Raw genomic sequence first — 25,266 nt, 5'->3', positions numbered from 1 at the left:
ACGTAGGCGGCGTGGTGCTTGTCGTGGTGCAGCTCCATGATCTTGCCGGAGATGTGCGGCTCGAGGGCGGCGTAGTCGTAGGGGAGATCGGGCAGCGTGTAGACAGACACGAGAATCCCTTCTTCGCGGGCGTGGCGCCCTGACGTGTGTGTTCGTTGAATCGTGCTCGGGGATAACCCAATCTCATTGGTACACCCTGCGCAAGCCGCGTGCCGAGGTGGGAATAACCGTACAAAAAAGTTCGGCGACCCTGAAATCGGGCGTCGAATGCGCCCGTCGGACATTGCGGGCGGGGCCGGTAATTGGAACAGGCGGTGAACGGAACCTTAGGATCAGGCGATGCCATCCGACATGCCCGCTGCAGCTTCGCGGCCAGAGGTGGCACCTCGCGTCGACCTGACCGGCGCCGACCTGCTGCGCACCATCGCTGTGCTCGCCGTCGTCTACTCGCACATCTCCTTCTATCTGATCGACGATCTCGGGTCCGGTTGGTGGATGATCGACATCGTCTACGAGGTGTTCGTGGACGGGTTGAACCTCAACCAGCACCTGTCGTTCGTCGGCGTCGCCATCTTCATGACCCTGACCGGCGCGCTCATCACCCGATCCGCGATCCGGCACAGTCCCGCGCGATTCCTACTCGACCGGGTGGGCCGCCTGCTGCCTGCGTTCTGGATCGCGATCGCCGCCGCCGTGCTGCTCGTCAAACTGGGCATCAACGGCATGTTCAGCGGGCAGCCGGGGCTCTCGAACGGCGAGGCCGCGCTCAGCTTCGTGCTCGGCGGGTTCTTCCTCAAACCCGAGGTCGCAGTGCTCGGTGTCACGTGGACACTGGTCGTTCAGGTGCTGTTCTACGTGTACTGCGTTGCCGCGCGGCCCATCCTGCGCACCCGGCCGATCGTGGTGCCGCTGCTCGGCGCGGCGATCTGCGCGCTGATCCTGCTCTACAACCTCTACGTTCCCCAGCCGTACACCGTGCCGATGCTGTCCAAGGTCGCCGCGACGTTGCCGACGATATTCCTCGGCCAGCTCATCTATCTGTGGTGGGCGCGCCTCGCCGACTGGCGCTGGGTGATCGTCGGTGTGCTCGCGCAGATCGAGGTGGTCCGGCTCGCCACCGAGATCCGCGTGTACTGGGCCGGGGACCGCTACCTGTGGACCATCGCCGTCGTCACCGCATGCGTGGTGCTCCTCGGTCGCTACCGGGGACGCCCGACGCGGTGGTCGGTGATCCGGTGGACCGCCACCCGCAGCTACGCGATCTACCTCGTCCACACGCTGATCCTGTACCGCGTCTACGAGAACGCCGTGGGCCCGCTCGGCCGCACCGGCGCCGTCATCGCGTTCCTCGCCGTCACCGCCCTGGTCTCGGAGGTGCTGTACCGGTGGGTGGAGGTGCCGGCCGCGCGCTGGCTGTCGTCCCGCACCAGCCGGATCGGCAGGAAGGCGACACCGTCCGAGCCACCCAAACCCCCCGAGCCCCCCGAGCCCCCCGAGCCCACCGGGGCGCCGGAGCAACCGGTGGACGCGTCGGACCACGCGTAGCATCGACGTATGTCTTGGTTCGATGACATCGTCGCCCGTGCCGGCGCGAAATCCGTGATGGTCACGCCGGATCAGGCCCTGCCGGGCCGCGCGACCCCGATGCCGGTGCCCGACGCCCACTTCGTCAACGGGCACCCGCTGCAGCCGCCCTTTCCCGACGGCATGGAGACCGCCGTCGTCGGCATGGGCTGCTTCTGGGGCGCGGAGAAGGAATTCTGGCAGCTCGACGGCGTGTACTCCACCGCTGTCGGATATGCCGGTGGCTACACGCCCAACCCCACGTACGAAGAGGTGTGCTCGGGACGAACCGGGCACACCGAGGTGGTGTCGGTGGTGTTCGACCCGAAGGTGATCTCGTACGAGGCAGTGCTCAAGCAGTTCTGGGAGAACCACGATCCGACGCAGGGAATGCGTCAGGGCAACGACCACGGCACCCAGTACCGCTCGGTGATCTATACCGGATCCGACGCGCAGGCCGCGACGGCCCGGGCCACCGCCGAGGCCTACGGCAAGCGTCTCGCCGACGCCGGCTACGGGGCTGTCACAACCGAGATCGCGCCGCTCGACACGTTCTACTACGCCGAGGACTACCACCAGCAGTACCTCGCGAAGAACCCCGGCGGCTACTGCCCCGTTCACGCGACGGGCGTCAGCTGCCCGGTCGGTCTCGGCGCCTGAGTCTCACTTCGGGTCGGGTCACCCGGGGATCTGCAGCGGTCCGACGGGCACGTCGGCACCCCACCGGGCCGCGCACGCGCGGCGGTACGGGCCGTCGAAGACGTGCAACAGGACGAACCGGGTCACCGGACCCACTTGGTGATGGAGCAGGTCGACCCGCTGCGGATCGAGGCTGTCGCCCAGCCAGTGTCCCTCGATCCCCAACTCCCACTTCGATTTCGGTGCGATGTTCTCGGTCTGGTCCCAGTGGTCCCACTGGGCCTGGGTCAGTGTGCGAGTGGCCAGGGGCATCGCCTCGTCCTCCTCGCGGCGCAGGTGCGGGAGCAGTGTGTCTTCGAGGCCGGCCAGCGCGTCGGCGAACTGTCCTTCCGCAGTGGGGGATTCGTCGTCGTGGAACAGTGCGGCCGCCGCCTCGAGTCGGTCGATCTCGGGACCGATCCGGGCGTGGTCGGCGTCCATCCGCTCCAGTACCGGTGCGGCGTCCGGGTCGGCCCGGCGGATCAGCGGCCACAACCCGCGGTCCTCGGCGCTGTGGTGGGCATGGAGGAACTCCATCATCCAGCGCGTGTGGGCGGCCAGCGCGCAACGCTGCCGGGTTTCGATCCGGCCGATCTCGAGGACGTCGTTCGTGCGGGAGAGGTCGCGGCGAAGGGCATCGTGCACCACCCCCATCATCGTGGTATCTGCAGGGGTAGAAGCAGTTTCGTTGGATCTTCCGTTCATGACGGGCTCCCGGTGTCGCAGTATCGGTTTCGGCCGCGACCCAATTCCAGGCTAGGACCCGAGCCCGATCGACACAAGACCACGGGACGCGCCGACGCCGGTACGCGCCGGCCCGTCCCGTGAGAGATCAGGCCGCGGGCAGCGGTTCCGGGTCACGCTCGTTCGACGCGGACTCGGTCGCGGACTCGGCCGCGACCGGGGCCGTGATGGACTTGCGGTGGCGGTGCAGCGTCATCACGATGATGATCGCGATGAGCGACGACGCGCCCGAGATCAGGTATGCGACACCCATGCTGCCGTCGCTGTAGAAGCCGTAGCCGTCGATCACCGTGGCGATGTTGGAGTTCAGTACCGCGAATGCGATGACCGGCATGATCGACGCGACCAGCGTCTGCGACGCCTGGACCATGCTCGCCATCGAAGCCTGCACGGACGGCGGGACCGACGCGATGACGAGGTTCGGGATCGACGCCGTCGTCGCGCCCATGCCGAGGCCGAACAGCAGGATGCCGAACAGTACCTCGACCTTGCCGCCGTGCCAGAAGGCGGTGACCAGCGATCCGAGCATCATCAGGGCTGCGCCACCGGCCAGCGTCAGGGTCGGGAACTTGGTCCGCAGCATGCGGCCGACGAGCACGCCGCCGATGACGCTGCCGACACCCATGGGGATCTGGATCAGCCCGACGCCCTTGGCGTCCACGCCGAATCCGTAGCCGAGGCCCAGTACCGCCGGGGTCATGCACATGATCGGAATGAGCGTGGCGTACAGCGAGATCGTGCCGTAGGCGAAGCCGGCCGACAGGCAGATCCGGAACATCGGACCGTGACGGAAGAAGCGCAGGTCGACCAGCGGATCGGTGGTGCGAAGAGCGAGCGGTACCCAGATCGCGATGAGGGCGAGGCCGCCGATGATCAGCAGCAGGGTACCGCCGCCCGTCCATCCCCAGCTGGGGCCGAAGCTGATGCCGCCGAGGACCGCGGCCAGGCCGCCGCCGAGCAGGGCGGCGCCGACAACGTCGAGCCGGGCCGAGCTGCGGACCGGCGACTCCGCCGTGGTGAGGACGACGAGCGGGATCATCACCACGAGCGTGACCAGGAGGAACCAGAAGATCGACCGGAAGCCCCACGCGTCGACGAGCAGGCCGGTGATGAACGGCGACGGGATCGTCATCAGGCCCATGCCGCCTGCGGCGAGGCTGACCGCGAGGGCCAGTGTCTTCGGCGGGAAGACGTCGCGCATGAGCGAGAAGCCGAGGAACATGCAGGCGATGATCACGCCGAACAGGGCGCGGCCGAGCACGAGGATCAGGAAGCTGGGGGCGACCGCGGAGATCAGGGCGCCGACGGCCGCGATGGCCATGCACACCAGGAACACCTTGCGCTTGCCGTGGATGTCGGCGAGCTTGCCGGCGAGGGGGCATGCCACGGCGGCGGCAAGCAGGTAAGCGGTGGTCACCCAGGCGATCTGATCGGTCTTGAAGTGCTCGCCGATGGGCATCATCGCGACCGAGGCCATCGTGGAGCTGATGGAGACGATTTCGAGCACGACTGCGATCGAGATCAGCGACAGGATGAGGCGCGGGGTCCAACCGCCTTCGGATACGGCGCGCGGCTCGGTGGCTGCGGTGCCGAGAGTTCCTGACATGTAACGCCTTTCTGGGAATGTGGTCCGGGTCACGATGTGACGCCCATTACAGATGGCGCGGGACCGTTCACAGATAGCTGTCCCGTTGAACGGAACACGAATTTCGGCCGGGTGCCGGAAATGCGAAGTGCACACCGGGTTTCGCCAGGTGTGCACTTCGTGTCCGGTCATTGTCACCGCTAATCGTCTGCGGCCGTTGACATGTCCGAGCTGTGAAATTGTCTTGTCAAACGTTTGTTGTCGGTCAGTTCAGTTGGGGCATGACCTCGGAGGCGACCAGCTCGAGGTGGTCGAGATCGGCGAGATCGAGCGTCTGCAGATAGATCCGCTGCGTCCCGGCCTCGCTGTAGCGTCCGATCTTGTCGACCAGCTCGGCCGGGGTACCCGCCAGACCGTTCTCCCGGAGCTCGTCCACCTCGCGCCCGATGCGGGCCGCGCGCCGCGCGATCTCGTCCTCGGTGCGCCCGCAGCACAGGACGAGTGCGTTGGAGTAGACGAGCTTGTCCGGGTCGCGGTCCACGGCCGCGCACGCCTCCCGGACCCGGTCGAACTGCGCCACAGTGTCCTCGATCGAGACGAACGGCAGGTTGAACTCGTCCGCGTAGCGGGCCGCCATCGCGGGGGTGCGGCGCTTGCCCATGCCGCCGATCACGATCGGCGGGCGCGGCGTCTGCACCGGCTTGGGCAGCGCGGGGGAGTCGGTGACCGGGAAGTGGGCGCCCTCGTGGGTGAAGGTCTGCCCCAGCGGCGTCTCCCACAGTCCGGTGATGACCGCGAGCGACTCCTCGAGCCGGTCGAAGCGCTCACCGAGCGGCGGGAACGGGATGCCGTACGCCCGGTGCTCCTCCTCGAACCAGCCGGCGCCGAGACCGAGCTCGATGCGCCCGCCGCTCATCGCGTCGACCTGGGCCACGGCGATCGCCAGCGGGCCCGGGTATCGGAACGTGGCCGACGTGACCAGCGTGCCGAGGCGGATCGTCGAGGTGTCCCGGGCGAGCCCGGCGAGCGTGATCCACGCGTCGGTGGGTCCGGGCAGGCCCTCGGCGTTCATCGCGAGGTAGTGGTCGGACCGGAAGAACGCCTCGTACCCGAACGCTTCGGCCGCCCTGGCGACCGCAAGAAGATCGTCGTACGTGGCGCCCTGCTGCGGTTCGGTGAAGATTCTCAGGTCCATGCCCCCACTGTGCCGGACGCGGGAATGTGACCTGCGCCGGAGGACGTGTCCGAAGGGAATGGAACCGATCCGCCCGATGCCGCGTCAGATCAAGTGTCGGGACGGGAGCGTCCCGACGAATGGGGGGGAGCCGGGCCGGAGTTCGGAACGAGGGATGGGGCACACATCCTGTCGGTGGGGGAACTCCGGCCCGTGCGGGCCCGTGCCGACCTCCTCTCACGCCACCCCGTTTCCATGCAAATCCACACAGGTTGTGGATTGCCGCTCCGCCCGGCCGTGCACAGTTGTCAACGAATCATCCAGAGCATGCCTCTGACCTGTGGATGATGCCCTCCAAGTTTGTTCAGAACTGTGGATGAGCCTGTGGAAACTGTGGATAACTCGATAGTTCAAGTGCTGCAGATCACATTTTAGGACCCAATAGGCGACTCGAGGACTCTCGAGCGTCTCGGTCCGGTCACGAACTGCTCTGGCGCGTAACGAGAGATGGGCGGCCCGGGAACGTCGCTCGTGCCAGAATCGAGGTTGTGAGCATCCCGCACGTTCCCACCGTCGCCGTGACGGATCTGCCGACCGAACCCGCTGAGGCGATCGTGCTGTTGGACGTGCGCGAGGAGGACGAATGGGAGCTAGGCCACGCTCCCGGCGCGCAACACATCCCGCTGGTGGACGTGCCCGCTCGTATGGACGAGATCGACATCGACGCCGAGGTGTACGTCATGTGCCGTCAGGGCGGGCGGTCGATCGTCGCCGTCGAGTACCTCAACAACCTCGGCTTCGACGCCTACAACGTCGCCGGCGGCATGGTCGCGTGGCAGAACGCGGGACTGCCGCTCACCGCCGACCACGACCCCGGTTCGGCGAAGATCTACTAGATGAGCGTCGTCCAGGTCTGCGCGCGCTGCGCATCCCGGTGGCCGGTGGCCGGCAGCCCGGCCCAGTGGTGCCCGCGGTGCGGCGGCGTCCTGCTCTCCCCGGTCGACACCGCCCGCCCCGCCCCGGCGGCAGGCCGAAACTTCCGCTGGGTCGCGCGTAGCCCGTACCCGCCGCTGGGGCGTCGTCGTCCCGCCCCACGCCGCCTCGGCCCGACGCCGCGATACACCCAGGTCCCGCGGTGGGGTCTGCTCGATCCACCGCCGCCCGAACCGGACGACCGTGCTCCGCGCACCGAAGTGGCCGCGGACCTCGCGCCCACCCTTCTCGCGTGCACCGCGATCGTCTTCGCGCTCGCCGCGGTCTCCGAGGCCTTCCGGTACGCGCTGCTCGTGTTCAACCGGGTGCGACTGGTGGACCCGGTGACGCTCGCGGTGTCGGATGCGGCGGTGTGGGCGACGCAGGTATCCGCGCCCCTGGTCGCGCTGGCCGCTGCCGTCACCACCGTGTGCAGGCTCGTCGTCACGCGCCGCGACGTGTTCGCCGCCCGGACACTCGCCGATCCGCGGACACCTCGATCGCTCGCCCTGGGCGTTCTCGTCCCGGTCGTCAACCTCGTGATGCCCGGGGTGTACCTCACCGAGATCGCAGGCGACGACCGCCGAACCCGCACCGTCGTGCGCATCTGGTGGGCGACGTGGGCCGCCAACGGTGTCCTGGTCGCGATCGGACTGCTCTGGCGCAACCAGGATTCGCTGCAGGCGCAGGCCGACAGCGTCGTGCTGGCCGCGATCACGGCCGCCGTCGGCGCCGCCACGGCCGTGCTGACGCTGTACGTGATCCGGTGTTTCGACGGCCTGGACCTGTTCGGTCGGCCGCGCCGCGTCACCCGGTGGGTCAACGCGCCGCAATCCGAGAAGGCAGAGGAGGCGATGGCCGGATGAGCCCGGATCGACGAGGTCCCCTCGTGGTCGCACACCGCGGTGCCTCGGCCGAACGGCCCGAACACACCCTCGCGGCCTACGACCTGGCACTGCAGGAAGGTGCCGACGGACTCGAGTGCGACGTCCGGCTCACCCGCGACGGCCACCTCGTCTGCGTCCACGACCGTCGGATCGACCGGACCTCCACCGGTTCCGGCATCGTCAGCGAGATGACACTGCAGTCGCTCGGCGAACACGACTACGGCGCCGGCGGCGAGCCCGCCGGACTGCTCACACTCGCCGAGCTCATCACCTTGACCCTGGACTGGACGTCGCGCCCGACCAAACTGTTCATCGAGACCAAGCACCCCGTCCGCTACGGCGGTCTCGTCGAGAGCAAGGTCCTCGCCGAACTGGCCCGCTTCGGGCTGGCCGCGCCCGCGTCCGCCGACCACTCGCGCGCCGTCGTGATGTCGTTCGCGGCCAGCGCTGTGTGGCGGGTCCGGCGGGCGGCGCCACTGCTGCCGACCGTGCTGCTGGGCGACGCGTCCCGCTACCTCGGCGGCGGCGCCGCGACCACCGTCGGCGCCACCGCCGTCGGGCCGTCGATCCGGACACTGCAGGAGCATCCCGAGATCGTCGACAAGGCCGCCGCGGCCGGCCGCGCCACCTACTGCTGGACCGTCGACGACCCCGCCGATGTCGCGCTCTGCAAGGAGCTCGGGGTGAGCTGGGTGGCGACCAACCATCCGGGACGCACCAAGAAACTGCTGGGCGGCTGAGAGAATCCGCGCGTCCGTGTAGGTTTTGGCCCCGTGGGTAAGAAGAGCAAGAGAAACAGTGGTCCCAAGCCGGGCAGCGGTCGCGCCGAGAAGCTCGAGCAGCGTCGCCTCGCACGCGAGGCCGAGGTAACCGCGCCGACCCGGCCGTTCGAGGGCCTCGCCGCCGAATGCGACCTCGTCGCGCTGCGCGAGTTCGTGCCGTCCGCTCTCGCCGTGCTGCCCGTCACCGACGCCGGTAAGCCCGTGACCGCGGCGACCGTGCTGCCCGGTGCCGTGGCCGCGCTGGTCCGGGACGAGTCCGGCGACGCCGGCCGATACGTCGGGCTGCAGGTGCAGGCGCACACCGCCGACCCCGGCGCCGACCTCGGTGCCGCCGTGGCCTGGGCCCAGACGGCCGAGCCGGGAACCTCGCTCACCGCGGCCAACCCGGGCGCCGACAGCCCCCGCCTCGCGGACCTGATCGTCGCGGACGCGCTGCCGACGATCACCGTCCACCAGAGCTTCGACTGGTGGATCCCGGAGGGCGTCGAGCCGGCCGCCGACGTCGCCGCGACCGTGCAGCAAGCCAATATGGCGATCATGCCGTCCGCGCGTGTCGAGGCCGACGGCGTCGTCGCCGCGTGGTGGGTGGATGCCGGCGAGAAGGCGCACCTGCGCTGGGTGCGCCCCGAGGACGAGGACGCGCTGATGCCGGCCCTCGCCCGCGTCCACGCCGCCGGTGGACTGCACCTGGGTGAGGGTTCGCGTTTCGCGGGCTCGTTCCGCACCCACGGCCTGCTGGTGCCGGTCTTCGACCTCGACCCCGAGAAGCACGCCAACGAGTGGGCGGCGGCCACCGCGGAGCTGGGCGATCGCCTGGCGCAGGCGCTGACCGTCGACGCGCCGCTCACGGCCGCCGAGTTGCGCGCCCGCGACGGCCTGCGGGGCCGTCAGGTCACGCTGCGCTGATCAGCGCAGAAGACGCGGAAGGGTCCCTTCACACGCTGCGAACGTGTGAAGGGACCTTTCGCTGTTTCGGTCGCTAAATGCTGCCGCCCGCGGCGGACGGTGCACCGGATGCGTCGTCCACACTGCTCATCTCTCGGGCCACGAAGTCCTCGAGATCGAACAGGTTGGAGCCGGCACGGTCGGCGATGGTCAGCAGCGTCGTCATGCGCGCGACCTCCTCGACCTGTTCCTTGAGGAACCACTGCATGAACTGCTCGCCCAGGTAGTCGCCGTCGTCGCGCGCTGTGCGGGCGAGCGTGACGATCTGCTCGGTGACCGACTTCTCCTGCGCGAGTGCGAGCGCGATCGGCTCGCGCGCATTCTCGAAGTGGCTCTTGGCCGGGTCGACGCCGGTCAGTTCCACCGCGATGTCCCGATCCAGGAAGTACTGGATGATCATCATCGCGTGGTTGCGTTCCTCGTTGCCCTGCTTGTAGAAGTGCCGGGCCAACTGGGGGAGATCCGCGTTGTCGAAATAGACCGCGGTCGCCAGGTACTGATGCGACGCGTTGAATTCGTTGCGGATCTGGTCGTGGAGAAGTGCGTGAAATTTCGTCCGATGCGAATCGTCTGAGGCACTCATGTGTCAAAGATATCGCTGGTCAGCTGGAACTGTCATCCAAGCGGTACCTAATTGAGGCAAGTATGGCCTCAATTAGTGCTTGCTAATTTAGGCTGGGCTGCCCTGGAAAACGTATGCCGCAATTGCCGAGCGGCAATTGCGGCATACGTCCGAAAAACGTCAGGCTCCGGCGCCCGCGATCCGCGGAGCGGTGGAGTCCGCCGTCAGGCCCGAGCTCATCTCGCGAGCCACGAAATCCTCGATGTTGAAGAAGTTGTCGCCCGCTCGGTCGACGATGGTCAGAAGCGTCGTCATGCTCGCGACCTCTTCCACCTGTTCCTTGAGGAACCACTGCATGAACTGTTCGCCCAGGTAATCGCCGGTGTCCCGGGCAGTGCGGGCGAGGCGAGTGACCTGCTCGGTGACCGTCCTCTCCTGCGCGAGAGCGAGCGCGACCGGCTCGCGGACCGATCCGAACTCGGTGACGACGGCGTCGATCCCGGGCACGACGACGGGCAGGTCGTTGTCGATGAGGTACTGGATCATCATCATCGCGTGATCGCGTTCCTCGGCGGACTGGCGGTAGAAGCGGCCCGCGAGCTGCGGCAGATCGTGGGAATCGAAGTAGACGGCGACCGCGACGTACTGCTGCGAGGCGGTGAATTCATTTCGGATCTGGTCCTGCAACAGTCGGTGGAACTCGTTCGTGTGCGCCGCTTCAGTCATGGACCGAACATTACCGCCCGGATTGGGGACCGGACCCGGCGCTGAGCCGTGAAAGCGTCCACAGCGACGAATATCACGGCGCGCCGGTCAGGAGGGTCTGCGGAACCTGGCGATCATTTGCAAGCGCATCGAAGAATTCCGTGGCCTTTTCGCGATCCCACAGAAGGACGTCGCCCCAACCGTCGACGACCTCGAATCCGCCGACCGGCACGGTCGTGGTGACCATCTTGCCGCGCAGGCCCCAGGCGAGTCCCGCGAGATTCCACAGATGGTCACCGTCGTCGACCTGCAGCGAGTTGGCCGTCTTCGACATCATCGGCCACAACCGCAGCGGGTTGATCAGCGTCGTGGGCGAGGTGGCCTTCTTCAACAGTGCGCTCATGAACGCGCGCTGGTTGTTCATCCGGTCCAGGTCGGCGAGGGCCGTCGCGCGAGTGCGGACGAATCCGAGGGCCTCGGGCCCGGTCAGTTTCTGGCAGCCCTCCTGCAGATTGATACCGGCGAGGGGGTCGTCGATCGGGTACGGCACGCACATGTCGACACCGCCGAGGGCGTCGACGATGCCCGCGAATCCGCCGAAGCCGATCTCGGCGTAGTGGTCCATCCGCAGGCCGGTGGCCTCCTCGACGGTCTGCACCAGCAGTTGCGGGCCGCCGTTGTTGAAGGCGGCGTTGATCTTGCCCCGGCCCATGCCGGGGATGTTGACGTAGGAGTCGCGGGGAATGGACACCATCGTGGTGGCGCCGCTCTTCGGGACGTGCACGACGATGATCGTGTCGGTGCGCTTGCCCTCGATGTCGCCGCCCGCCGCCAGCTCCCGGTCCTGGTCCGCGGTCAGGCCCTCGCGGCTGTCCGAGCCGACCAGCAGCCAGTTGGTGCCGGGGGTGTCGGCGATCCGGCCCGGGTAGTCGGCGAGCACGTCGACGCGGTTCAGCTTGGTGTCGAGGAGCAGCAGTCCACCGACCGACGCAACCATGAGCACGATCAGCACCAGCGCGACGCGGCGCAGCCACCCGCCCCGCTTCCGCGGTCGTCGCTGCTTGGGCGGTTCGGCCGGCGCCGACGGGGGACGTGGCGGCTGCGGCGCACGCGGCGGGGGTGCGGCCGGCGGGATGCGGCGCGGCTCGGCGTACGGCTGCGGCTTCTGGGTCGGTGCATAGCCGCCGGGCGGCGGTCCGGCGGGTGCCTGGGACCAGGCCTGCTGCGGTTCGGGCGCCTGCGACCAGGCGCGCGCCGGTCCGGGGCGGCCCGGGTTCGGGCCGCCGGGGCGTCCGTCGCGGCGGATGACCTGGGTGCCCTCGGGCTGTGGAGGCTGCTGCGGCCGGCGCTGCGGCGGCTGACCGCCTGGCGGCGGCGGGGGAATGCGGCGCGGCGGCTGGGGCCGGCCGCGCGGCGGCGGGCCCGGCTGACGTCTGTCGGGGGTCTCGCCGTTCACGATCACCGAGAATACGCAGGAACCGGTCGGACCGGGATCACGGCAGCCACGACACGTGCCCGCGCAGCAGTGCATAACCGACGAATGCGACGGTGTCGATGAGGGCGTGTGCGATCACCAGTGGCCACAGTTTGCCGGTGCGCTGCCAGTACCGGCCGAAGATCAAGCCCATCAGGACGTTGCCGAGACCACCTCCGAGCCCCTGATAGAGGTGGTAGCTGCCGCGCAGCAGCGCCGATGCCAGCAACGACGAGTTCTCGCTCCACCCGAGTCGCCGCAGCCGGGAGATCAGGTAGGCGACCACGAGGATCTCTTCGGCCGCGGAATTCGCGATCGCCCACAGCACCAGCACGGGCAGGCGCCACCAGTGATCGTCGATCGTGCTGGGCATCACCGTCAGGTTCGCGTCCAGCGCGACCGCCGCGAGGTAGAACGCCAGGCCGGGGAGTCCGATCAGCGCGGCCAGACCGACGCCGGGCAGCACCGCGTCGCGCAGCTTCGTCCGGCCCAGGCCGATCCGGGTGGGGCCGAGGCCACTGCGCCACAGCAGGTACAACCCCAGGGCCGCCCAGGCGGCCAGTTTGAGGACACCGAGCAGCTGTCGGGCCAGGTCGATGTACGACTGCGTCGACCGGGACGGATTGAGCGCGACGGCCTGCTCGGACAGCCCGCCCGGGGCCAACGCCGATTCGAGCAGCGACAGCGCGCTGTAGATCCCGTTGAGGCCGAACGTGACCAGCAGGACGATGGTGATCTCGAACCACAGGGCCCGCCGCTCCCGGGCGTCCAACGGCGGCGTGGGTGGCTGCGGGGTCGCCGGACGGAGCCACGAGTCGACGGTGGTACGCGAGATCACCCCGTCGACGCTAGACGGAACGCGGCGCGAACGGCGTCAGGCGTGCTTGGCGAGGGACTCGGCCCGGGCACCGAGGCTGGGCAGCCGCAGGTCCGCGAACGGTGTGAGCGCGTTGCCCAGCCGGTTCGTCACGAACGCGACCGACAGCCCGGTGTCGGGGTCGGCGAACGCGCCGGATCCGCCGAGCCCGTAATGGCCGAACGCGCCGGAGTGCTGGGTGCGGGCGGCGACCAGCGCCGCGTGGTACCCCAGCCGCCAGTTCATCCGGATCCCGAGCACGTAGTCCCGGGCCCGGGTCTGCACCTCGCTGAGCTGAGCGATCGTGTCGGGCTCGAGGAACCGGATGCCGTCGACCACGCCGCCGTTCGCGAACGCGGCATACATGCGCGCCAGGGCGCGGGCGCTGAACACGCCGTTCCAGCCCGGCATCACGAAGTCGTGGATCGTCGGGTCGCGCACCAGGAGGTCGAAGCCCTCCGGCATGCCGGCGTCGGCGATGTCCTTGAGATGCGGCACGAGCGACAACGCCAGCGACGTCGCGCCCCACGGCACCCCGTAGGGGTTGATGTGCGGGAACACCTTCGCGATCCGGCCCTTCTCGGACTCCGGCACCTGGAACCAGAACTCCGGGATGCCGAGCGGTTCGGCGACCTCGGTCCGGACCAGTTCGGTGAACGGCTTGCCGGCCACCCGTGCGGTCAACTCCGCGATCAGGGAGCCGTACGTGACGGCGTGATAGCCGGGCATCTTGGTGCGGCGCGGGTCCGGCACGGCGGCGGCCAGCGCGGCGCTGACCCGGTCGTGGTCGAGCAGCGCGAGCCGGCCGGGCACCAGTCCGCGGATGCGGTGCAGGCCCGCGCGGTGGCTGAGGAGTTCGCGGACCGTGATCGACTCCTTGCCCGCCTCGCCGAACTCGGGCCAGTACTCGGCGACGGTGGAGTCGTAGTCGATCAGTCCGCGCTGCGCGAGGCGGTGCAGTACGGTGCTGGCCACGCCCTTGCCGGTGGAGAACGACAGCGTGACGGTGTCGGAGTCCCACTTGCGGATCGGGGACGCCCACCCGGCCCAGATATCGAGGACGGGCCTGCCGTACAGGTACACGGCGAGGGCGCCGCCTCCGTCGCGGGTACGCCGGAACAGGTGGAAGAACTGGGTCGCGAGCGCCTCGAACCGCGGGTCGACGAGCATCGTCGTGGGCGGTCGGTACTGCTCACGGCGACGAGGGGTCCCGCCCGAGTCTCGCCGTGGGATTGCGGCAGTCATATCGAGCGAACTTCCTGAATTCGTTCGAGATCGCCTAGCGCGGTCTCGGTCTCATCTGTAAAACGTTCGAGTTCCGGAACTGATTCCGGATTAGCGAGAAACCCGAAGTCGAGCCGGTCGGCGTAATGGCAGATCGTGATGTTCAGGCCAGTCCCGTCGAACACGATCGACAGCGGGTACATGTGCCGCAGTTCGGCGCCGTTCCAGTACAGCGGGGACTTCGGCCCCGGGACGTTGGAGATCACCACGTTGTAGCTCGGTGGCAGCAGTTCGCCCAGTGGCAGGATCCGGGCCACGTTCGGGAGGAGCGAGGGTACCGACGCGAGCATCGACGCGCTGGACCCCATCGCCCGCACGCGCCGTTTGGCGTCTGCCATCGAGTGTCGGATCCGGTCCAGCCGGGCACGCGGATCCGTCAGGTCGGTCCCGAGGGTGCACAGTGCCAGGCCGAACTCGTTGCCGCCGATGGCCTCCTCGCGTCGGCGCTGTGCGACCGGCACCAGCGCGATCAGGGACGTCGACGGCAGTTCGCCCCGCGCCGACAGGTAGCTACGCAGTGCACCCGCGCACATCGCGAGCGTCACCTCGTTGCCGGTCGCTCCGGTCGCGCGCTGGATTGAGCGCAGCCGCTTCTTGGGCCACGACTTCCCGACGAACGCCCGGTCGGGTCCGACCTTGCCGTCGAACACGGTCCGGGGTGCGCTCAAAGGCAGAGCGGTCGACTCGGTCGTGACGCCTTTGCCGAGCCAGTCGAGGGCGCCGATGGCGGTGTGACGGACGATGTCGGCGGCCGCGACGGCGCCGGAGATCCCGTCGCGCACCAGTCGGAGGGGGTTCCGGGAACGGTGGTCGGAGGTGGGCTCCGGCTCGTCCGGGGTGAGCAGCAGCGGCATGCCGCGGCGCTGGGGGTCCGGGTCCATGGACTGTTCGATCATGCGGATGCCCGACATCCCGTCGAGCGTGGCGTGGTGGATCTTCCCGTACAGCGCGAACCGGCCACCCGCGAGACCCTCGATGAGGTAGCCCTCCCACATGGGCCGCGAGCGGTCGAGGCGGGTCTCGTGTAGGCGCGCGACCAGCGCGAACAGTTCGTCGTCGCCACCCGGAGAAGGCAGCGCGAGCCGTCGCAGGTGCCGGTCCATGAGGATCCGCTCGGCGGGTTGCCAGGTTGGTAAGCCCGCGGTGGCGAACGAGAGAACCGGTTGCGCCATCAGTGCGGACTGCGCGCTGGTGGCGTCCAGCGCGGCCCGGTAGGCGTCGGCGGCGAAGGTGTCGGTGCCGTCAGGGGACGGGCCGAAGACCAGCAGTGCGCCGATGTGAAGGGTGCGCGAGCCGATCTCGCCGGCGAGCAGCAGCACGTCCACCGGCGACATCAGCGTCGTTGTCGTCATCGCGCACCGCGATGCAGGCTCACAAATTCTCTGTACACCCAAGTACGGCGAGCGGGGCCGGTATCGGTCCGCAGTGACCGACCCGCAACGGAACTAGTGCCTCGCCCGCAATCCGTTGACGAACGGGCAGCCGACGAGGATCCGCAGGGACCGGCTCAGCGACGGCGCGTCGTCGACGGGTTCGGTGAAGTCCATCCGCACGTCCCGGTCGCCCGACACCCCCTCGATGCGCAGCCGGATCCCGTACCGATCGATGCCGAGCGGGCGGACCGGGCCGGTGCGCAGCGCCGAGGGCAGCCGCCGGGCCAGCAGCTCGACGAGGTCGGCATGGTCCTCCTCGAGGTGCTGCAGCCAACCGGTCTCGACCTCCCAGAACGGGTCGGGGTCGGCGGCGAGCAAGTCCTCGACGGTGACGGCCTCGGCGCCGCTGCTGTCGGCGACGACGGCCGAGTCGAGCCGCAGACGGAGCAGCGTCGCGCCGTGCCCGACGTCGAGCAGGGCCGGGTGCGGGTGGTCGGCGGCGACGTCGTCGGCCAGGCCGCGGGCGCGGTCGTCGGGGACGGCGACGAGGGTGCCGCGCAGCCAGACGAGGGAGCGGACGGGTTCGCGCAGCGCGAGGGGTGCGAAGTCGGTGAGCTCGAGGACCGCGGGCAGTCCGCCCGCTCCGGCCTGCCAGGCGAGTCCGATGGCCGTCGAGTCGGACGGCGCCAGGAGCACGGCGGTGCCGTCGGCACGCAGCTGGTGCAGTGAGGTCTCGGTGGGATCGCTGCCGGCGATCGCGAGCACGGCTCCGGTGGCGCGGGCGCTGGTGCTCCGCATCCGTTCGGCGGTGGACGGTCCGGTGGTGGTGCGGTTCATGGCGGCATCCTTCGGGTCGAGACGCGAGACGGAGGCGGTGGCGGTGCGATCGAGAGCTGCGAAATGAGGTAAACCTAAGCTAATTCCTGGAGCGGTGGACGGCAACCCCTCGGACGCGGAAGCGGGAGTTTTCGCCGGTCCGGGCTAACGTGTTGGGGTGTCGATTCCTGTTTCCCTGTCGATGCCGACTCTTCCGTCCCGCAACAGCGCGCCGCAGCCGCTCGTGGCGGGGCTACTTCTCCGGCGGCGGGATACCGCCGTCCCGGCCGTCGTTCGCGACGCCGTCACCACCGGACCGCAGATCGTGGCCGCGTCGATCCTCACCGCCGCAGCCGGGACCGACGCCGACGCGGGTGCCGTCGTCATCGACCTCGACATCGATCCGGACGAGCTGGCCGGGGCCGTCGAGCACCGTGCGCTGCGCTACCACGTGACCTGCACGACCGAGCAGGTCGAGGACGCGATCCGTCTCCGACTGCCCGCGCCCGTCACCGTCTTCGTCACGGCGTCGGACCCCTCCGCCCCTGAAGCTGCCGACGCCGCGAGCCTTGCCGAGTCCGCGCAACTGCTCGCCGACGCCGGCCACAGCCCGGGGCTGATCGCCGGCAGCCCGGCCGACGTCGTCGCCGATTTCCTCGCGGTCCTCGCGCACACGTCCGTCGGTTTCGTCGGGCGGGCGCGGGACGGTGCCGAGGTCCTCGCGCTGCTGTCCGGCACCGTCGCGGCGCTGCGCGGAGACGACGTCCGGGCCGCCCTGTCCGCACCCGATCCGGCCGCGCTGGCGGCGCTGATCCCGGAGGCGGCCGAGGCGGTGCGCGGCGTGCTGCTCGGCATCGAGGTCGACGACCCCGATCAGATCGAGGGCGTGCTCGCCGACGCCGGTCTGCTGTAACGGAACCGGAACCGATCCGCGAAGTGCGCCGGACGGGAGTGCGTAATCTCGTAGGCGTGCCTCGTATCGCGTACTTCGGACCCAGCGGGACCTTCACGGAGATGGCCCTCGCCCAGCTCGAGTCGGGCGGCACGTTCGACGGTGTCGTCGAGCGGGTGTCCGCCGGAAGCCAGGCCGCGGCGATCGAACTCGTCCGCGCCGGTGACGTCGACGGCGCCGTGGTGCCGATCGAGAGTTCGGTGGAGGGCTCGATCCGTCCGACGATGGACGCGCTCTCCCTCGGCGACCGGCTGCAGATCATGGCCGAGACCGAGCTGGACGTCGCGTTCACGATCGTCGGACGCCCGGGCGCCACGCTCGACGACGTCCGCACCGTCCGTGCCTATCCGGTCGCGACCGCGCAGGTGCAGGGCTGGCTCGACCGGAACCTGCCGGACGCCCGTGTGGAGCCGGCGTCGTCGAATGCCGGTGCCGCCGAGGATGTTGCCGCCGGCGTCGCCGACGCCGGGGTGTCGACCGCGTTGGCGGGGGAACGGCTGGGCCTGGTGGCGTTGGCGTCGGGCGTCGCCGACTACGACGGAGCCCGCACCCGTTTCGTGCTGGTGACCAGGCCGGGTCCCGCGCCCGCCCGCACCGGTAACGACCGGACCAGCGTGGTGCTCCATCTCGACAACGTGCCCGGCTCCCTGGTTCGGGCGATGACCGAATTCGCGACCCGGGGCATCGATCTGACGCGGATCGAATCCCGGCCCACGCGCAAGGAATTCGGCACCTATCTGTTTCATCTGGACTGCGTCGGGCACATCGACGACGGACTGGTCGCCGAGGCGCTCAAGGCGCTGCACCGGTTCAGCGACGTCCGCTTCCTCGGGTCGTGGCCGTCGGCCGTGCCCGGTGGCGGCGCACCGATGCCCGTCGCCGACGACACCGCATGGCTCGAAGGCCTGCGTCGTGGGGAGGAGAACGCGTGAGCGGTCGGTTGATCCTGGTCCGACACGGGCAGACCGAAGCGAACGTCGAACGGCGGCTCGACACCCGGCTCCCCGGGGCGCGGTTGACGGCGCTCGGCCGGACGCAGGCCCAGACCCTCGGAGGCCGGCTGGCGGACCGGCCGCCGACGGCGCTGGTGTCGTCGCAGGCGCTGCGGGCCCGGGAGACCGCCGGGTTCGTGGAGACGGCGTCGGGCATCACGCTGCAGGTGCGGGAGGGGCTGCACGAGGCGCAGGCCGGTGAGCTCGAGGACCGCTCGGACATCGAGTCGCACAAGATGTTCGCGAAGGTGTTCCACACGTGGCACGCGGGTGACCTGTCGGCGCGGATCCCGGGTGGCGAGTCCGGGATCGACATCATCGAACGGTATGTGCCGGTGGTCGATTCGCTGCGTGCCGAGTACATCGACGCCGGTGCCGGTGGCGACGTCGTGGTGGTCAGCCACGGCGCCGCGATCCGATTGGTGGCCGCGTACCTGGCGGGCGTGCCCGGCGCGTTCGCCGCGGACCGGCATCTCGAGAACACCTCGACGGTGGAGCTGGTGCCGACCGACACGGGCTGGCGGTGCGTGCGGTGGGGCACCTACGACCCGCCGTTCGATGCGACGCCGCAGCGGCCGTGGTTCGACCCGGAGGCCGCCGCGGCCACCGACGACCCGATGGGCTGACGGTCAGTCGAGCTGCGCGAGCAGGCCGTCGAGTGCCTGCCTGAGCCGTCCCGGGGTGCCCGGGCTGAACGAGGTCCACGGGGTGCCGTCGGTGGCGACGCTGGTGGTGCCGACGATGCGCCCGGCGGCGGTGTCGAACACCGTGACCGGTCCGTGCATCAGACCGGGATGCCCGGCTTCGTGCACGATTCCGACGATCTCGGTGAACGTCGTGCAGCCCACGAACGCCGGCCCGACGACGGCGGCCTCCGCGGCCGGGACCCCGATCGCCGTCAGCTGGGCGGCCGCCGTGCCCGGGTCGACGATCCGGTTCAGGGCGGCACCGAGGTCCGTGGTCGGCCGGTTGACCACCCCGAACGCGAGGGGCTCGGCACCACCGAGGGCGTGGACGATCGGCCCGGCCAGGTCGTGCTCGAGCCGCTGGACGGTGAACGTGTCGCCGCTGCGCAGCGCGAGCACGGCCATCTCGTCGTCGCGGGCCAGGCACAGTCGCGCGACGGTGCCGTCGATGTAGCGGCGCAGGGCGATCTCGTCGCGGGGCCGGGCGAGGGCGCGCAGCCAGCGGGCCAGTTCCGGGTGCACCGCGATCCCGTCGATCAGCCCGGCCGCCGCGAGGGAGTCCTGCGCCGATCGGAAGACCCGGTCCCGCTCGGGCAGCGAATCGAATCGTGGGGCCGCGTCGAGCACGACCGGCAGGACGTCGATGTCCAGAAGGTCCACCAGCAGGTCGAGTTCGTCGACGTGCAGGGTCGCGGACGGCAGGGTTGCGGTCACCGGTTCGATGCCCAAGTCGATCACCGCCCGTCCTCGGGCAGGTCGGCGCCGATCACCGACGGGATCACCGTGCGCCCGTCGGCGAAGTGCTCGAACTGCTTGAGGTAACCGGGGGTGGCGTGCTCGGCCTCGTCGGAGGCCAGGGCGCCGCGGTGTGCGCCCATCGGGGCGCCTCCCATCGCGGTCCCGCGGGCGGCCGCGGCCGCCGACGCGTCGGCGCGGGCTGCGTCGATCGAGCCCGGGCCGGTGGCCGGTCCGGCACCGGTCCCCGGGGCGCTGCGCGAGCCCGACCCGTCGAGCTGCCCGGCCTGCGCCCAGCCGTCGGGGAGGGCGGCCCGCGCGCCGCCGGCCCCACCGCTGACTCCCGCGGCGCGCGCGGCGGTGTAGCCGGACCCCCGGCCGGCGCCGCCGGCGGTCGCGGCCCCGGCTGCACCCGAGGTGGGCGCGGTGGACGTGTTCAGGACCGCGGGGGCGCCACCGGCGACGCCGCCGAGCACGGCACCGCCGATGTTGGCGGCGGCGGAGGTGGCACCCGAGACGGTGCCCGCGACCGTGCCGACCTGCGATGCGGCCGCCATGACGGTCGGGTTCTGGGCGAAGGCGGTCGCCGCCGCGGCGATGGTGCCGACCGGGTCGGTGCGGAAGTCGTTCTCGAGTCGGCGGCGGGCGACCTCGCCCGCGTCGCGGGACTCGAGGCCGGCGGTGGATTCGTTGGTGAGCGGCGGCGGCTGCGTGAAGGATCCCGGTGTCGCCAGGATGCTCGACGCCGCCTCGTACGCCTCCATCACCAGCCCGGCCCGGATGTCCATCGCACGGTCGGCGGCCTCGGCGACGGCGGCGGAGCCGTTGACCACGCCGCCGGTGCTGTAGGCGGCGGTCTTGGCTGCCTTGACCGCGGTGATCTCGGGCAGGCTCGGCATGGTCAGCGCTGCGGACGTGTAGGCGCCGGCCTCGACGGAGGCCTTGGTCGCGGTGTCCGCGGCGAGCGTCGCGGTCTGTTCGGCCCACGCGGCGAACGGGGCGATCCTGCCGAGCGCGGCCTCGGCGGCCACGCCCTCCCAGCCGGTGCGCAGCTCCGCCATCACCCTGTTCAGCGTCGCGCCGGCGTCGGCGAAGCTCTCCGCGACCGCGGCCCACGCCGGGCTCGCCGCGCTGAGCGGCACGGGCCCCGCGCCCGCGGTGAGCGTCGTCGAATTGACGGTCGCACCGCGCGGCATCCAGACGACTCCGGTGACACCAGTGGTCATGCTGTGTTCTCCTCGTTCCCCTCGAATGTGGCTGGCAGGTCCCGGTCCGGCGTGGTCACATGCCGGCCGCGAGCGACGTCCCGATCGTCTGGTCCTCGTCCCGGTAGGTCGCGGCCTGCGTGCGGAGCATCGCGGCGGCGGCGGTGAGTTCCTCGATGCTGCGCCCGGCCGCCGGGCTGAAGCTGTTCGCCAGGCCGTTGAAGTACCCGGCCGCCATCACCGACACCTCCTCGGCGCCGGACGGCGCGACGGTGAGGGCCGGTGCCGCCGCGGTGAGGGTGACCTGCAGGCGGACGGCGAGCGCGTCGAGTTCGGTGGCCGCGGCGAGGAGGACGTCAGGGTCGACGAACACGTGATCCGACATGCGGGTATCTCCTCGAATCGGGGTCGATGGCAACCGGGGCGAGCAGATGAAACTCGTCCCTTGATTGCTTGGACGCCGAAAGCGAGCGGTCGGTTCCATTCGAATTCGACCGGATCGGGACGGGTCAGCCCCAGCCGAGCTCGTGCAGCCGGTCCTCGTCGATGCCGAAGTAGTGCGCCACCTCGTGGATGACGGTGACCATCACCTCGTGCACCACCTCGTCCTCGGTGTGGCACACGTCGAGGATCGCGTCGCGGTAGATGGTGATGGTGTCGGGCAGGGCGCCGCCGTAGTGGCTGTCCCGCTCGGTGAGGGCGATGCCGTGGTAGAGCCCGAGCAGGGTCGGCTCCTCGTCGTTGCGCGGCTCGACGAGCACCACGACGTTGTCGATTCCCGCGGCCAGTTGAGGCGGGATGAGGTCGAGAGCTTCCGAGACCAGCTCCTCGAAGTGAGCGGCCGTCATGGTCACCGGCATGTCAGCCCCCGGCCGGGGGGAGCGGCGCGGCGCCGGGCAGCGGGGTCGGCACGGAACGGCCCTCGGGCGCGGGCGGCGGCGGGACGGGCGCCTGCCCGTTGATGAGGATGTCGCCCTTGGCGCTGCCGACGATGGTCGCGAATCCGCTGCCGTCGACCTCCTTGCCGATCGAACAGTTGATCTTGCGGCTGCCGACGAGCCAGCTGTCGAGGTCGAGGTTGTCCCAGAACAGCGTCAGGGTCTTGTCACGCAGCGTGTCGGGGGAGCCGAGGTAGCCGTTGCTGGCCTCGGTGCACGCGCCCTCGAGGAACTTGTCCTGGTCCTCGACGGAGGGCATGCCACCGGGGAAGCGGCTGGCCAGGTCGATCACGCCGACCACCTCGAACGCGTGCGACTGCGCGCAGTCGACGGGATCGGACGGGACGTTCTGGTTGATGCCGATGCAGGTGCCCACGTTCCACACCTTCGACTGGTCCTGCTCGGCGACGCGGCCCTCGATGGGCAGCAGTGTTCCGGTGACACCGGAGAACTGCAGGCCGCAGCGGATGGTGCGTTCGCCGGCGGCCCAGCCGGCCTCGCCGGGATTGATCAGGCCGACGCTGAACTTGCCCTTGGGGTCGAACCGTCCGTCCAGGTAGTTGTTGACGGCCGGCGCGCAGTGTTCGTCGCGGAGTTCGGAGAAGCGCAGTACACCGGGGAACTTGGAGCCCGGACCGAACTCGACGCCCGGATACAGGCTGAGGTCCACATCGGTGGCGACCTCGAACTGGTGCGCCTGCGCGCAGTCGACCTTCTCGAGGTCGCTGGCGTCGGCGCTGCTCCATGTGAGGCAATCGCCGGTGGTGGCCGAGCCGAACGCCTCGCCGGCGACGGCGCCGGTGGGCTGCGGTCCCACGCCACCCGTGTGAACAGGCAGTTTCTCGCCGCGGTCGAAACCGCCGGAGACGAAGATGGTGGCGATGGCGGCGATCACCGCGCCGATCGCGACGAGCGCAAGAGCACGCCTGGTCACCGGCGCGGACACGTGTCGGCGCCGCTCCGGCTGTGGTGTCGGCTGCGGTTGATCGTCGGACATTGGTTCCATAATGCCCGCATCGGGGGCAGATGCCGAAGTTTCCGCGTAGGTTCGTCCGACATGAGTGAGGAACATCCCGGTGAGCACGACGGCGACCTGCCGGGAGACGTACAGGAGTTGGCCGGTCGATTGTTCGACATGGCCCGGACCGGCGACGCGACCGCGTTGGCGCAGTACGTCGACGCCGGGGTCCCGGTCAACCTCACGAACGCGAGCGGCGACACGCTGGTGATGCTCGCGGCCTACCACGGGCACACCGACGCGGTCCGGGCGCTGATCGAGCGGGGCGCCGACGTGAACCGCCCGAACGACCGCGGACAGACGCCGCTGGCGGGTGCCGTGTTCAAGGGCGAGGACGCCGTGGTGGCCGCGCTCGTGGACGCGGGGGCCGACGCGGCGGCCGGTCAGCCGTCGGCGCTCGATGCCGCACGCATGTTCGGACGCGACGACTATCTGCAGATATTGGGGAAGCACCCGGAATGAGCGTGGTGTCACCAAGTAGGGTTTGTGGTCGTGATTGACCTCAAGTTCCTTCGCGAGAACCCCGACGCCGTCCGCACCTCGCAGCGCACCCGCGGTGAAGACCCCGGTCTGGTCGACGCGCTGCTCGAGGCCGATGCATCCCGCCGCGCCGCTGTCCTGGCCGGCGACACCCTGCGCGCCGAGCAGAAGGCGTTCGGCAAGAAGGTGGGGCAGGCGTCCCCGGAGGAGCGTCCCGCGCTGCTCGAGGGTTCCAAGGAACTGGCGCGGAAGGTGAAGGACGCCGAGGCGACCCAGCACGAGGCGCAGGCCGCGATGGAGGCCGCCCACCGCGCGATCTCGAACATCGTGCAGGAGGGTGCGCCCGCCGGCGGCGAGGACGACTTCATCACGCTCGAGACCGTCGGCGAGATCCCGACGTTCGACTTCGAGCCCAAGGATCATCTCGAGCTCGGTGAGTCGCTGGGACTGATCGACATGGAGCGCGGCGCCAAGGTGTCGGGCTCGCGGTTCTACTTCCTCACCGGCTTCGGTGCGATGCTCCAGCTCGGCATGCTGCAGCTCGCGGCGCAGAAGGCGATGGCCAACGGTTTCACCATGATGATCCCGCCGGTGCTGGTGCGCCCCGAGATCATGCAGGGCACCGGCTTCCTGGGCCAGCACTCCGACGAGATCTACCACCTCGCGGACGACGACCTGTACCTCGTCGGCACGTCCGAGGTCCCGCTCGCGGGCTACCACTCGGGCGAGATCCTGGACCTGTCGGACGGCCCCAAGCGGTACGCGGGCTGGTCGTCGTGCTTCCGGCGCGAGGCCGGCAGCTACGGCAAGGACACCCGCGGCATCATCCGCGTCCACCAGTTCGACAAGGTGGAGATGTTCACCTACTGCAAGCCCGAGGACGCCGACGCCGAGCATCAGCGTCTGCTCGCCTGGGAGCGCGACATGCTGGACGCGATGGGGCTCCCGTACCGCGTCATCGACGTCGCCGGCGGCGACCTCGGTTCGTCCGCGGCCCGCAAGTTCGACTGCGAGGCTTGGGTTCCCACCCAGCAGCAGTACCGCGAGCTGACGTCGACGTCGAACTGCACCACCTACCAGGCCCGCCGCCTCGCGGTGCGCTACCGCGACGAGAACGGCAAGCCGCAGACCGCCGCGACCCTCAACGGCACCCTCGCCACCACGCGCTGGCTCGTCGCGATCCTCGAAAACCACCAGCAGGCAGACGGTTCCGTCAAGGTCCCCGCCGCCCTGGTGCCGTTCGTCGGCCGTGAGGTGCTGACGGCGCCGTAGTGCTCACTTTTGGTGTTGGCCGAATGTCACATGCGTTCAGTTGGACCGAACGCATGTGACATTCGGCCGAAGTGTTTTCGGGGTCAGCGCAGGATCAGGCAGGTGGTGGACGCCGTCGCCAGCAGCCGGTCCCGGTCGTCGCGGACCTCGGCCCGTGCGGTGGCGGTGGTGCGGCCGGTGTGCTCCGAAAAGCCGTGCACGCGAATGGATCCCTGTTCGGCCTTGATGCCGCGGATGTACCGGACGGTGATGTCGAGGGTGGTGTATCCGACGCCGGCCGGAAGGGTGCTCGAGACGGAGAAGCCCATCGCGGTGTCGATCATCGTGGCGATGACGCCGCCGTGCACACTGCCGACGGCGTTGTAGTGCCACTCGGCCGGCTCGGCCGTGATCTCGACGAAGCCTTCGCGGGCGTCGGTGACGCGGAAGCCGAGGGTGCTCGCGGTGGGATGGTGCGGGACGGTGCCGTCGACCAGGCCGCGGACGAACTCGAGTCCACTGAGGTTCCGGTTGGCATCCGCGATCGGGGCGGGGTCGTTCCAGGTGTAGGTGCGCTGACGTTCGGGAGACACCCGTCAGACCGTACCC

27 protein-coding genes and 1 pseudogene are annotated in these 25,266 nt (G+C 69.8%); 11 read left to right on the top strand and 17 right to left on the bottom strand.

Translation table 11 applies throughout. The features are described from left to right. Nucleotides 1–161 (bottom strand): annotated as a pseudogene (locus DEU38_RS25450) (hypothetical protein); the annotation flags it as partial. Nucleotides 162–339: 178 nt separating this feature from the next. Between DEU38_RS25450 and DEU38_RS25445 the strand changes: the two are divergent. Both DEU38_RS25445 and msrA read left to right on the top strand, forming a co-directional pair. Then, on the top strand, nucleotides 340–1,545 hold the full coding sequence (locus tag DEU38_RS25445; protein WP_258558158.1) for an acyltransferase: 1,206 nt from the start codon (nucleotides 340–342) through the stop codon (nucleotides 1,543–1,545). A 9-nt stretch (nucleotides 1,546–1,554) separates the two neighbouring features. After that, on the top strand, nucleotides 1,555–2,223 hold the full coding sequence (msrA, locus tag DEU38_RS25440) for a peptide-methionine (S)-S-oxide reductase MsrA (protein ID WP_114724163.1): 669 nt from the start codon (nucleotides 1,555–1,557) through the stop codon (nucleotides 2,221–2,223). Between the two features lie 18 nt (nucleotides 2,224–2,241). Here msrA and DEU38_RS25435 read toward each other — a convergent pair whose 3' ends face one another. The 3 genes from DEU38_RS25435 to DEU38_RS25425 all read right to left on the bottom strand — a co-directional run bounded on the left by DEU38_RS25435 (nucleotide 2,242) and on the right by DEU38_RS25425 (nucleotide 5,765). Then, on the bottom strand, nucleotides 2,242–2,946 hold the full coding sequence (locus DEU38_RS25435; RefSeq protein WP_114724162.1) for a hemerythrin domain-containing protein: 705 nt from the start codon (nucleotides 2,944–2,946) through the stop codon (nucleotides 2,242–2,244). Nucleotides 2,947–3,073: 127 nt separating this feature from the next. Continuing rightward, complete coding sequence (locus DEU38_RS25430; protein ID WP_114724161.1) at nucleotides 3,074–4,591, bottom strand: MFS transporter; 1,518 nt, start codon at nucleotides 4,589–4,591, stop codon at nucleotides 3,074–3,076. Between the two features lie 244 nt (nucleotides 4,592–4,835). Next, on the bottom strand, nucleotides 4,836–5,765 hold the full coding sequence (locus DEU38_RS25425; RefSeq protein WP_114724160.1) for an LLM class F420-dependent oxidoreductase: 930 nt from the start codon (nucleotides 5,763–5,765) through the stop codon (nucleotides 4,836–4,838). Nucleotides 5,766–6,292: 527 nt separating this feature from the next. On the opposite strand from DEU38_RS25425, the gene DEU38_RS25420 reads away from it, so the two are divergent. From DEU38_RS25420 to DEU38_RS25405, 4 genes are read left to right on the top strand one after another with little or no spacing between them, the layout of a single operon-like run. Then, complete coding sequence (locus DEU38_RS25420; RefSeq protein WP_114724159.1) at nucleotides 6,293–6,640, top strand: rhodanese-like domain-containing protein; 348 nt, start codon at nucleotides 6,293–6,295, stop codon at nucleotides 6,638–6,640. Next, a complete protein-coding gene (locus DEU38_RS25415; RefSeq protein WP_114724158.1) occupies nucleotides 6,641–7,582 on the top strand; it encodes a DUF4328 domain-containing protein in 942 nt (313 codons plus the stop codon). It abuts the gene before it with no gap. Beyond that, nucleotides 7,579–8,343: a glycerophosphodiester phosphodiesterase gene (locus DEU38_RS25410; RefSeq protein WP_114724157.1), complete on the top strand. Its 765-nt coding sequence runs from the start codon at nucleotides 7,579–7,581 to the stop codon at nucleotides 8,341–8,343. Before DEU38_RS25415 ends, DEU38_RS25410 begins: the two co-directional genes overlap by 4 nt. 33 nt (nucleotides 8,344–8,376) lie before the next feature. Then, the gene (locus tag DEU38_RS25405) at nucleotides 8,377–9,291 is read left to right on the top strand and encodes a DUF5926 family protein (RefSeq protein WP_114724156.1); all 915 of its coding nucleotides are present in this window, start codon (nucleotides 8,377–8,379) and stop codon (nucleotides 9,289–9,291) included. Between the two features lie 73 nt (nucleotides 9,292–9,364). On the opposite strand, the gene DEU38_RS25400 is transcribed toward DEU38_RS25405, so the two are convergent. The 7 genes from DEU38_RS25400 to DEU38_RS25370 form a co-directional block, all read right to left on the bottom strand. After that, nucleotides 9,365–9,913 carry a ferritin gene (locus DEU38_RS25400; protein WP_114724155.1) on the bottom strand — a complete coding sequence of 183 codons (549 nt, stop codon included), beginning with the start codon at nucleotides 9,911–9,913 and terminating at the stop codon, nucleotides 9,365–9,367. 159 nt (nucleotides 9,914–10,072) lie between these two features. After that, entirely contained in the window at nucleotides 10,073–10,618 is a 546-nt protein-coding gene (locus DEU38_RS25395; RefSeq protein ID WP_114724154.1) for a ferritin, read from the bottom strand. Between the two features lie 73 nt (nucleotides 10,619–10,691). Further along, nucleotides 10,692–11,903 (bottom strand): LCP family protein, encoded by a 1,212-nt coding sequence (locus DEU38_RS25390; protein WP_114724168.1) that lies wholly within the window; start codon nucleotides 11,901–11,903, stop codon nucleotides 10,692–10,694. Nucleotides 11,904–12,090: 187 nt separating this feature from the next. Continuing rightward, entirely contained in the window at nucleotides 12,091–12,909 is an 819-nt protein-coding gene (locus DEU38_RS25385; protein ID WP_114724153.1) for a CPBP family intramembrane glutamic endopeptidase, read from the bottom strand. Between the two features lie 36 nt (nucleotides 12,910–12,945). Further along, a complete protein-coding gene (locus DEU38_RS25380) occupies nucleotides 12,946–14,172 on the bottom strand; it encodes a serine hydrolase domain-containing protein (RefSeq protein ID WP_114724152.1) in 1,227 nt (408 codons plus the stop codon). Continuing rightward, nucleotides 14,169–15,563, bottom strand: coding sequence for a wax ester/triacylglycerol synthase family O-acyltransferase (locus tag DEU38_RS25375; protein WP_114724151.1), 1,395 nt, complete (start codon nucleotides 15,561–15,563; stop codon nucleotides 14,169–14,171). Before DEU38_RS25375 ends, DEU38_RS25380 begins: the two co-directional genes overlap by 4 nt. A 93-nt stretch (nucleotides 15,564–15,656) precedes the next feature. After that, nucleotides 15,657–16,421: a DUF2470 domain-containing protein gene (locus DEU38_RS25370; RefSeq protein ID WP_114724150.1), complete on the bottom strand. Its 765-nt coding sequence runs from the start codon at nucleotides 16,419–16,421 to the stop codon at nucleotides 15,657–15,659. A gap of 157 nt (nucleotides 16,422–16,578) precedes the next feature. Here DEU38_RS25370 and DEU38_RS25365 point away from each other — a divergent pair, with 157 nt between their 5' ends. From DEU38_RS25365 to DEU38_RS25355, 3 genes are read left to right on the top strand one after another with little or no spacing between them, the layout of a single operon-like run. Next, nucleotides 16,579–17,313: a hypothetical protein gene (locus DEU38_RS25365; RefSeq protein ID WP_114724149.1), complete on the top strand. Its 735-nt coding sequence runs from the start codon at nucleotides 16,579–16,581 to the stop codon at nucleotides 17,311–17,313. 56 nt (nucleotides 17,314–17,369) lie between these two features. Beyond that, nucleotides 17,370–18,284, top strand: coding sequence for a prephenate dehydratase (gene pheA, locus DEU38_RS25360; protein WP_114724148.1), 915 nt, complete (start codon nucleotides 17,370–17,372; stop codon nucleotides 18,282–18,284). Continuing rightward, entirely contained in the window at nucleotides 18,281–18,970 is a 690-nt protein-coding gene (locus DEU38_RS25355; protein WP_114724147.1) for a histidine phosphatase family protein, read from the top strand. The genes pheA and DEU38_RS25355 overlap by 4 nt, the downstream gene beginning before the upstream one ends. Before the next feature lie 3 nt (nucleotides 18,971–18,973). On the opposite strand, the gene DEU38_RS25350 is transcribed toward DEU38_RS25355, so the two are convergent. The 5 genes from DEU38_RS25350 to DEU38_RS25330 form a co-directional block, all read right to left on the bottom strand. After that, nucleotides 18,974–19,768 carry an ESX secretion-associated protein EspG gene (locus tag DEU38_RS25350; protein ID WP_114724146.1) on the bottom strand — a complete coding sequence of 265 codons (795 nt, stop codon included), beginning with the start codon at nucleotides 19,766–19,768 and terminating at the stop codon, nucleotides 18,974–18,976. Beyond that, a complete protein-coding gene (locus DEU38_RS29715; protein ID WP_114724145.1) occupies nucleotides 19,765–20,991 on the bottom strand; it encodes a PPE domain-containing protein in 1,227 nt (408 codons plus the stop codon). The genes DEU38_RS25350 and DEU38_RS29715 overlap by 4 nt, the downstream gene beginning before the upstream one ends. A gap of 55 nt (nucleotides 20,992–21,046) precedes the next feature. Next, on the bottom strand, nucleotides 21,047–21,355 hold the full coding sequence (locus DEU38_RS25340) for a PE family protein (protein WP_114724144.1): 309 nt from the start codon (nucleotides 21,353–21,355) through the stop codon (nucleotides 21,047–21,049). 124 nt (nucleotides 21,356–21,479) lie between these two features. Beyond that, nucleotides 21,480–21,830: a metallopeptidase family protein gene (locus DEU38_RS25335; protein WP_114724143.1), complete on the bottom strand. Its 351-nt coding sequence runs from the start codon at nucleotides 21,828–21,830 to the stop codon at nucleotides 21,480–21,482. Between the two features lies 1 nt (nucleotide 21,831). Continuing rightward, entirely contained in the window at nucleotides 21,832–22,914 is a 1,083-nt protein-coding gene (locus DEU38_RS25330) for a septum formation family protein (protein ID WP_397484759.1), read from the bottom strand. A 51-nt stretch (nucleotides 22,915–22,965) separates the two neighbouring features. On the opposite strand from DEU38_RS25330, the gene DEU38_RS25325 reads away from it, so the two are divergent. Both DEU38_RS25325 and serS read left to right on the top strand, forming a co-directional pair. Next, complete coding sequence (locus tag DEU38_RS25325) at nucleotides 22,966–23,388, top strand: ankyrin repeat domain-containing protein (RefSeq protein WP_114724141.1); 423 nt, start codon at nucleotides 22,966–22,968, stop codon at nucleotides 23,386–23,388. Nucleotides 23,389–23,418: 30 nt separating this feature from the next. Then, entirely contained in the window at nucleotides 23,419–24,678 is a 1,260-nt protein-coding gene (serS, locus tag DEU38_RS25320; RefSeq protein ID WP_114724167.1) for a serine--tRNA ligase, read from the top strand. 83 nt (nucleotides 24,679–24,761) lie between these two features. Here serS and DEU38_RS25315 read toward each other — a convergent pair whose 3' ends face one another. Next, entirely contained in the window at nucleotides 24,762–25,250 is a 489-nt protein-coding gene (locus DEU38_RS25315) for a PaaI family thioesterase (RefSeq protein WP_114724140.1), read from the bottom strand. Nucleotides 25,251–25,266: the final 16 nt, after the last annotated feature.

The sequence above is a fragment of the Rhodococcus sp. AG1013 genome (assembly GCF_003350365.1).
Classification (GTDB): domain Bacteria; phylum Actinomycetota; class Actinomycetes; order Mycobacteriales; family Mycobacteriaceae; genus Prescottella.
The sequence above is the reverse complement of the archived record's forward strand: the minus strand, read 5'-3'. Positions and strand labels throughout refer to the sequence as shown.

What these genes read in the sequence shown, in the direction of transcription:
- DEU38_RS25445 (WP_258558158.1), top strand. Translation starts at nt 340, where the DNA reads ATGCCATCCGACATGCCCGCTGCAGCTTCGCGGCCAGAGGTGGCACCT.
- msrA (WP_114724163.1), top strand. Translation starts at nt 1,555, where the DNA reads ATGTCTTGGTTCGATGACATCGTCGCCCGTGCCGGCGCGAAATCCGTG.
- DEU38_RS25435 (WP_114724162.1), bottom strand. Translation starts at nt 2,946, where the DNA reads ATGAACGGAAGATCCAACGAAACTGCTTCTACCCCTGCAGATACCACG.
- DEU38_RS25430 (WP_114724161.1), bottom strand. Translation starts at nt 4,591, where the DNA reads ATGTCAGGAACTCTCGGCACCGCAGCCACCGAGCCGCGCGCCGTATCC.
- DEU38_RS25425 (WP_114724160.1), bottom strand. Translation starts at nt 5,765, where the DNA reads ATGGACCTGAGAATCTTCACCGAACCGCAGCAGGGCGCCACGTACGAC.
- DEU38_RS25415 (WP_114724158.1), top strand. Translation starts at nt 6,641, where the DNA reads ATGAGCGTCGTCCAGGTCTGCGCGCGCTGCGCATCCCGGTGGCCGGTG.
- DEU38_RS25410 (WP_114724157.1), top strand. Translation starts at nt 7,579, where the DNA reads ATGAGCCCGGATCGACGAGGTCCCCTCGTGGTCGCACACCGCGGTGCC.
- DEU38_RS25400 (WP_114724155.1), bottom strand. Translation starts at nt 9,913, where the DNA reads ATGAGTGCCTCAGACGATTCGCATCGGACGAAATTTCACGCACTTCTC.
- DEU38_RS25395 (WP_114724154.1), bottom strand. Translation starts at nt 10,618, where the DNA reads ATGACTGAAGCGGCGCACACGAACGAGTTCCACCGACTGTTGCAGGAC.
- DEU38_RS25380 (WP_114724152.1), bottom strand. Translation starts at nt 14,172, where the DNA reads ATGACTGCCGCAATCCCACGGCGAGACTCGGGCGGGACCCCTCGTCGC.
- DEU38_RS25375 (WP_114724151.1), bottom strand. Translation starts at nt 15,563, where the DNA reads ATGACGACAACGACGCTGATGTCGCCGGTGGACGTGCTGCTGCTCGCC.
- DEU38_RS25370 (WP_114724150.1), bottom strand. Translation starts at nt 16,421, where the DNA reads ATGAACCGCACCACCACCGGACCGTCCACCGCCGAACGGATGCGGAGC.
- DEU38_RS29715 (WP_114724145.1), bottom strand. Translation starts at nt 20,991, where the DNA reads ATGACCACTGGTGTCACCGGAGTCGTCTGGATGCCGCGCGGTGCGACC.
- DEU38_RS25340 (WP_114724144.1), bottom strand. Translation starts at nt 21,355, where the DNA reads ATGTCGGATCACGTGTTCGTCGACCCTGACGTCCTCCTCGCCGCGGCC.
- DEU38_RS25335 (WP_114724143.1), bottom strand. Translation starts at nt 21,830, where the DNA reads ATGCCGGTGACCATGACGGCCGCTCACTTCGAGGAGCTGGTCTCGGAA.
- DEU38_RS25330 (WP_397484759.1), bottom strand. Translation starts at nt 22,914, where the DNA reads ATGGAACCAATGTCCGACGATCAACCGCAGCCGACACCACAGCCGGAG.
- DEU38_RS25325 (WP_114724141.1), top strand. Translation starts at nt 22,966, where the DNA reads ATGAGTGAGGAACATCCCGGTGAGCACGACGGCGACCTGCCGGGAGAC.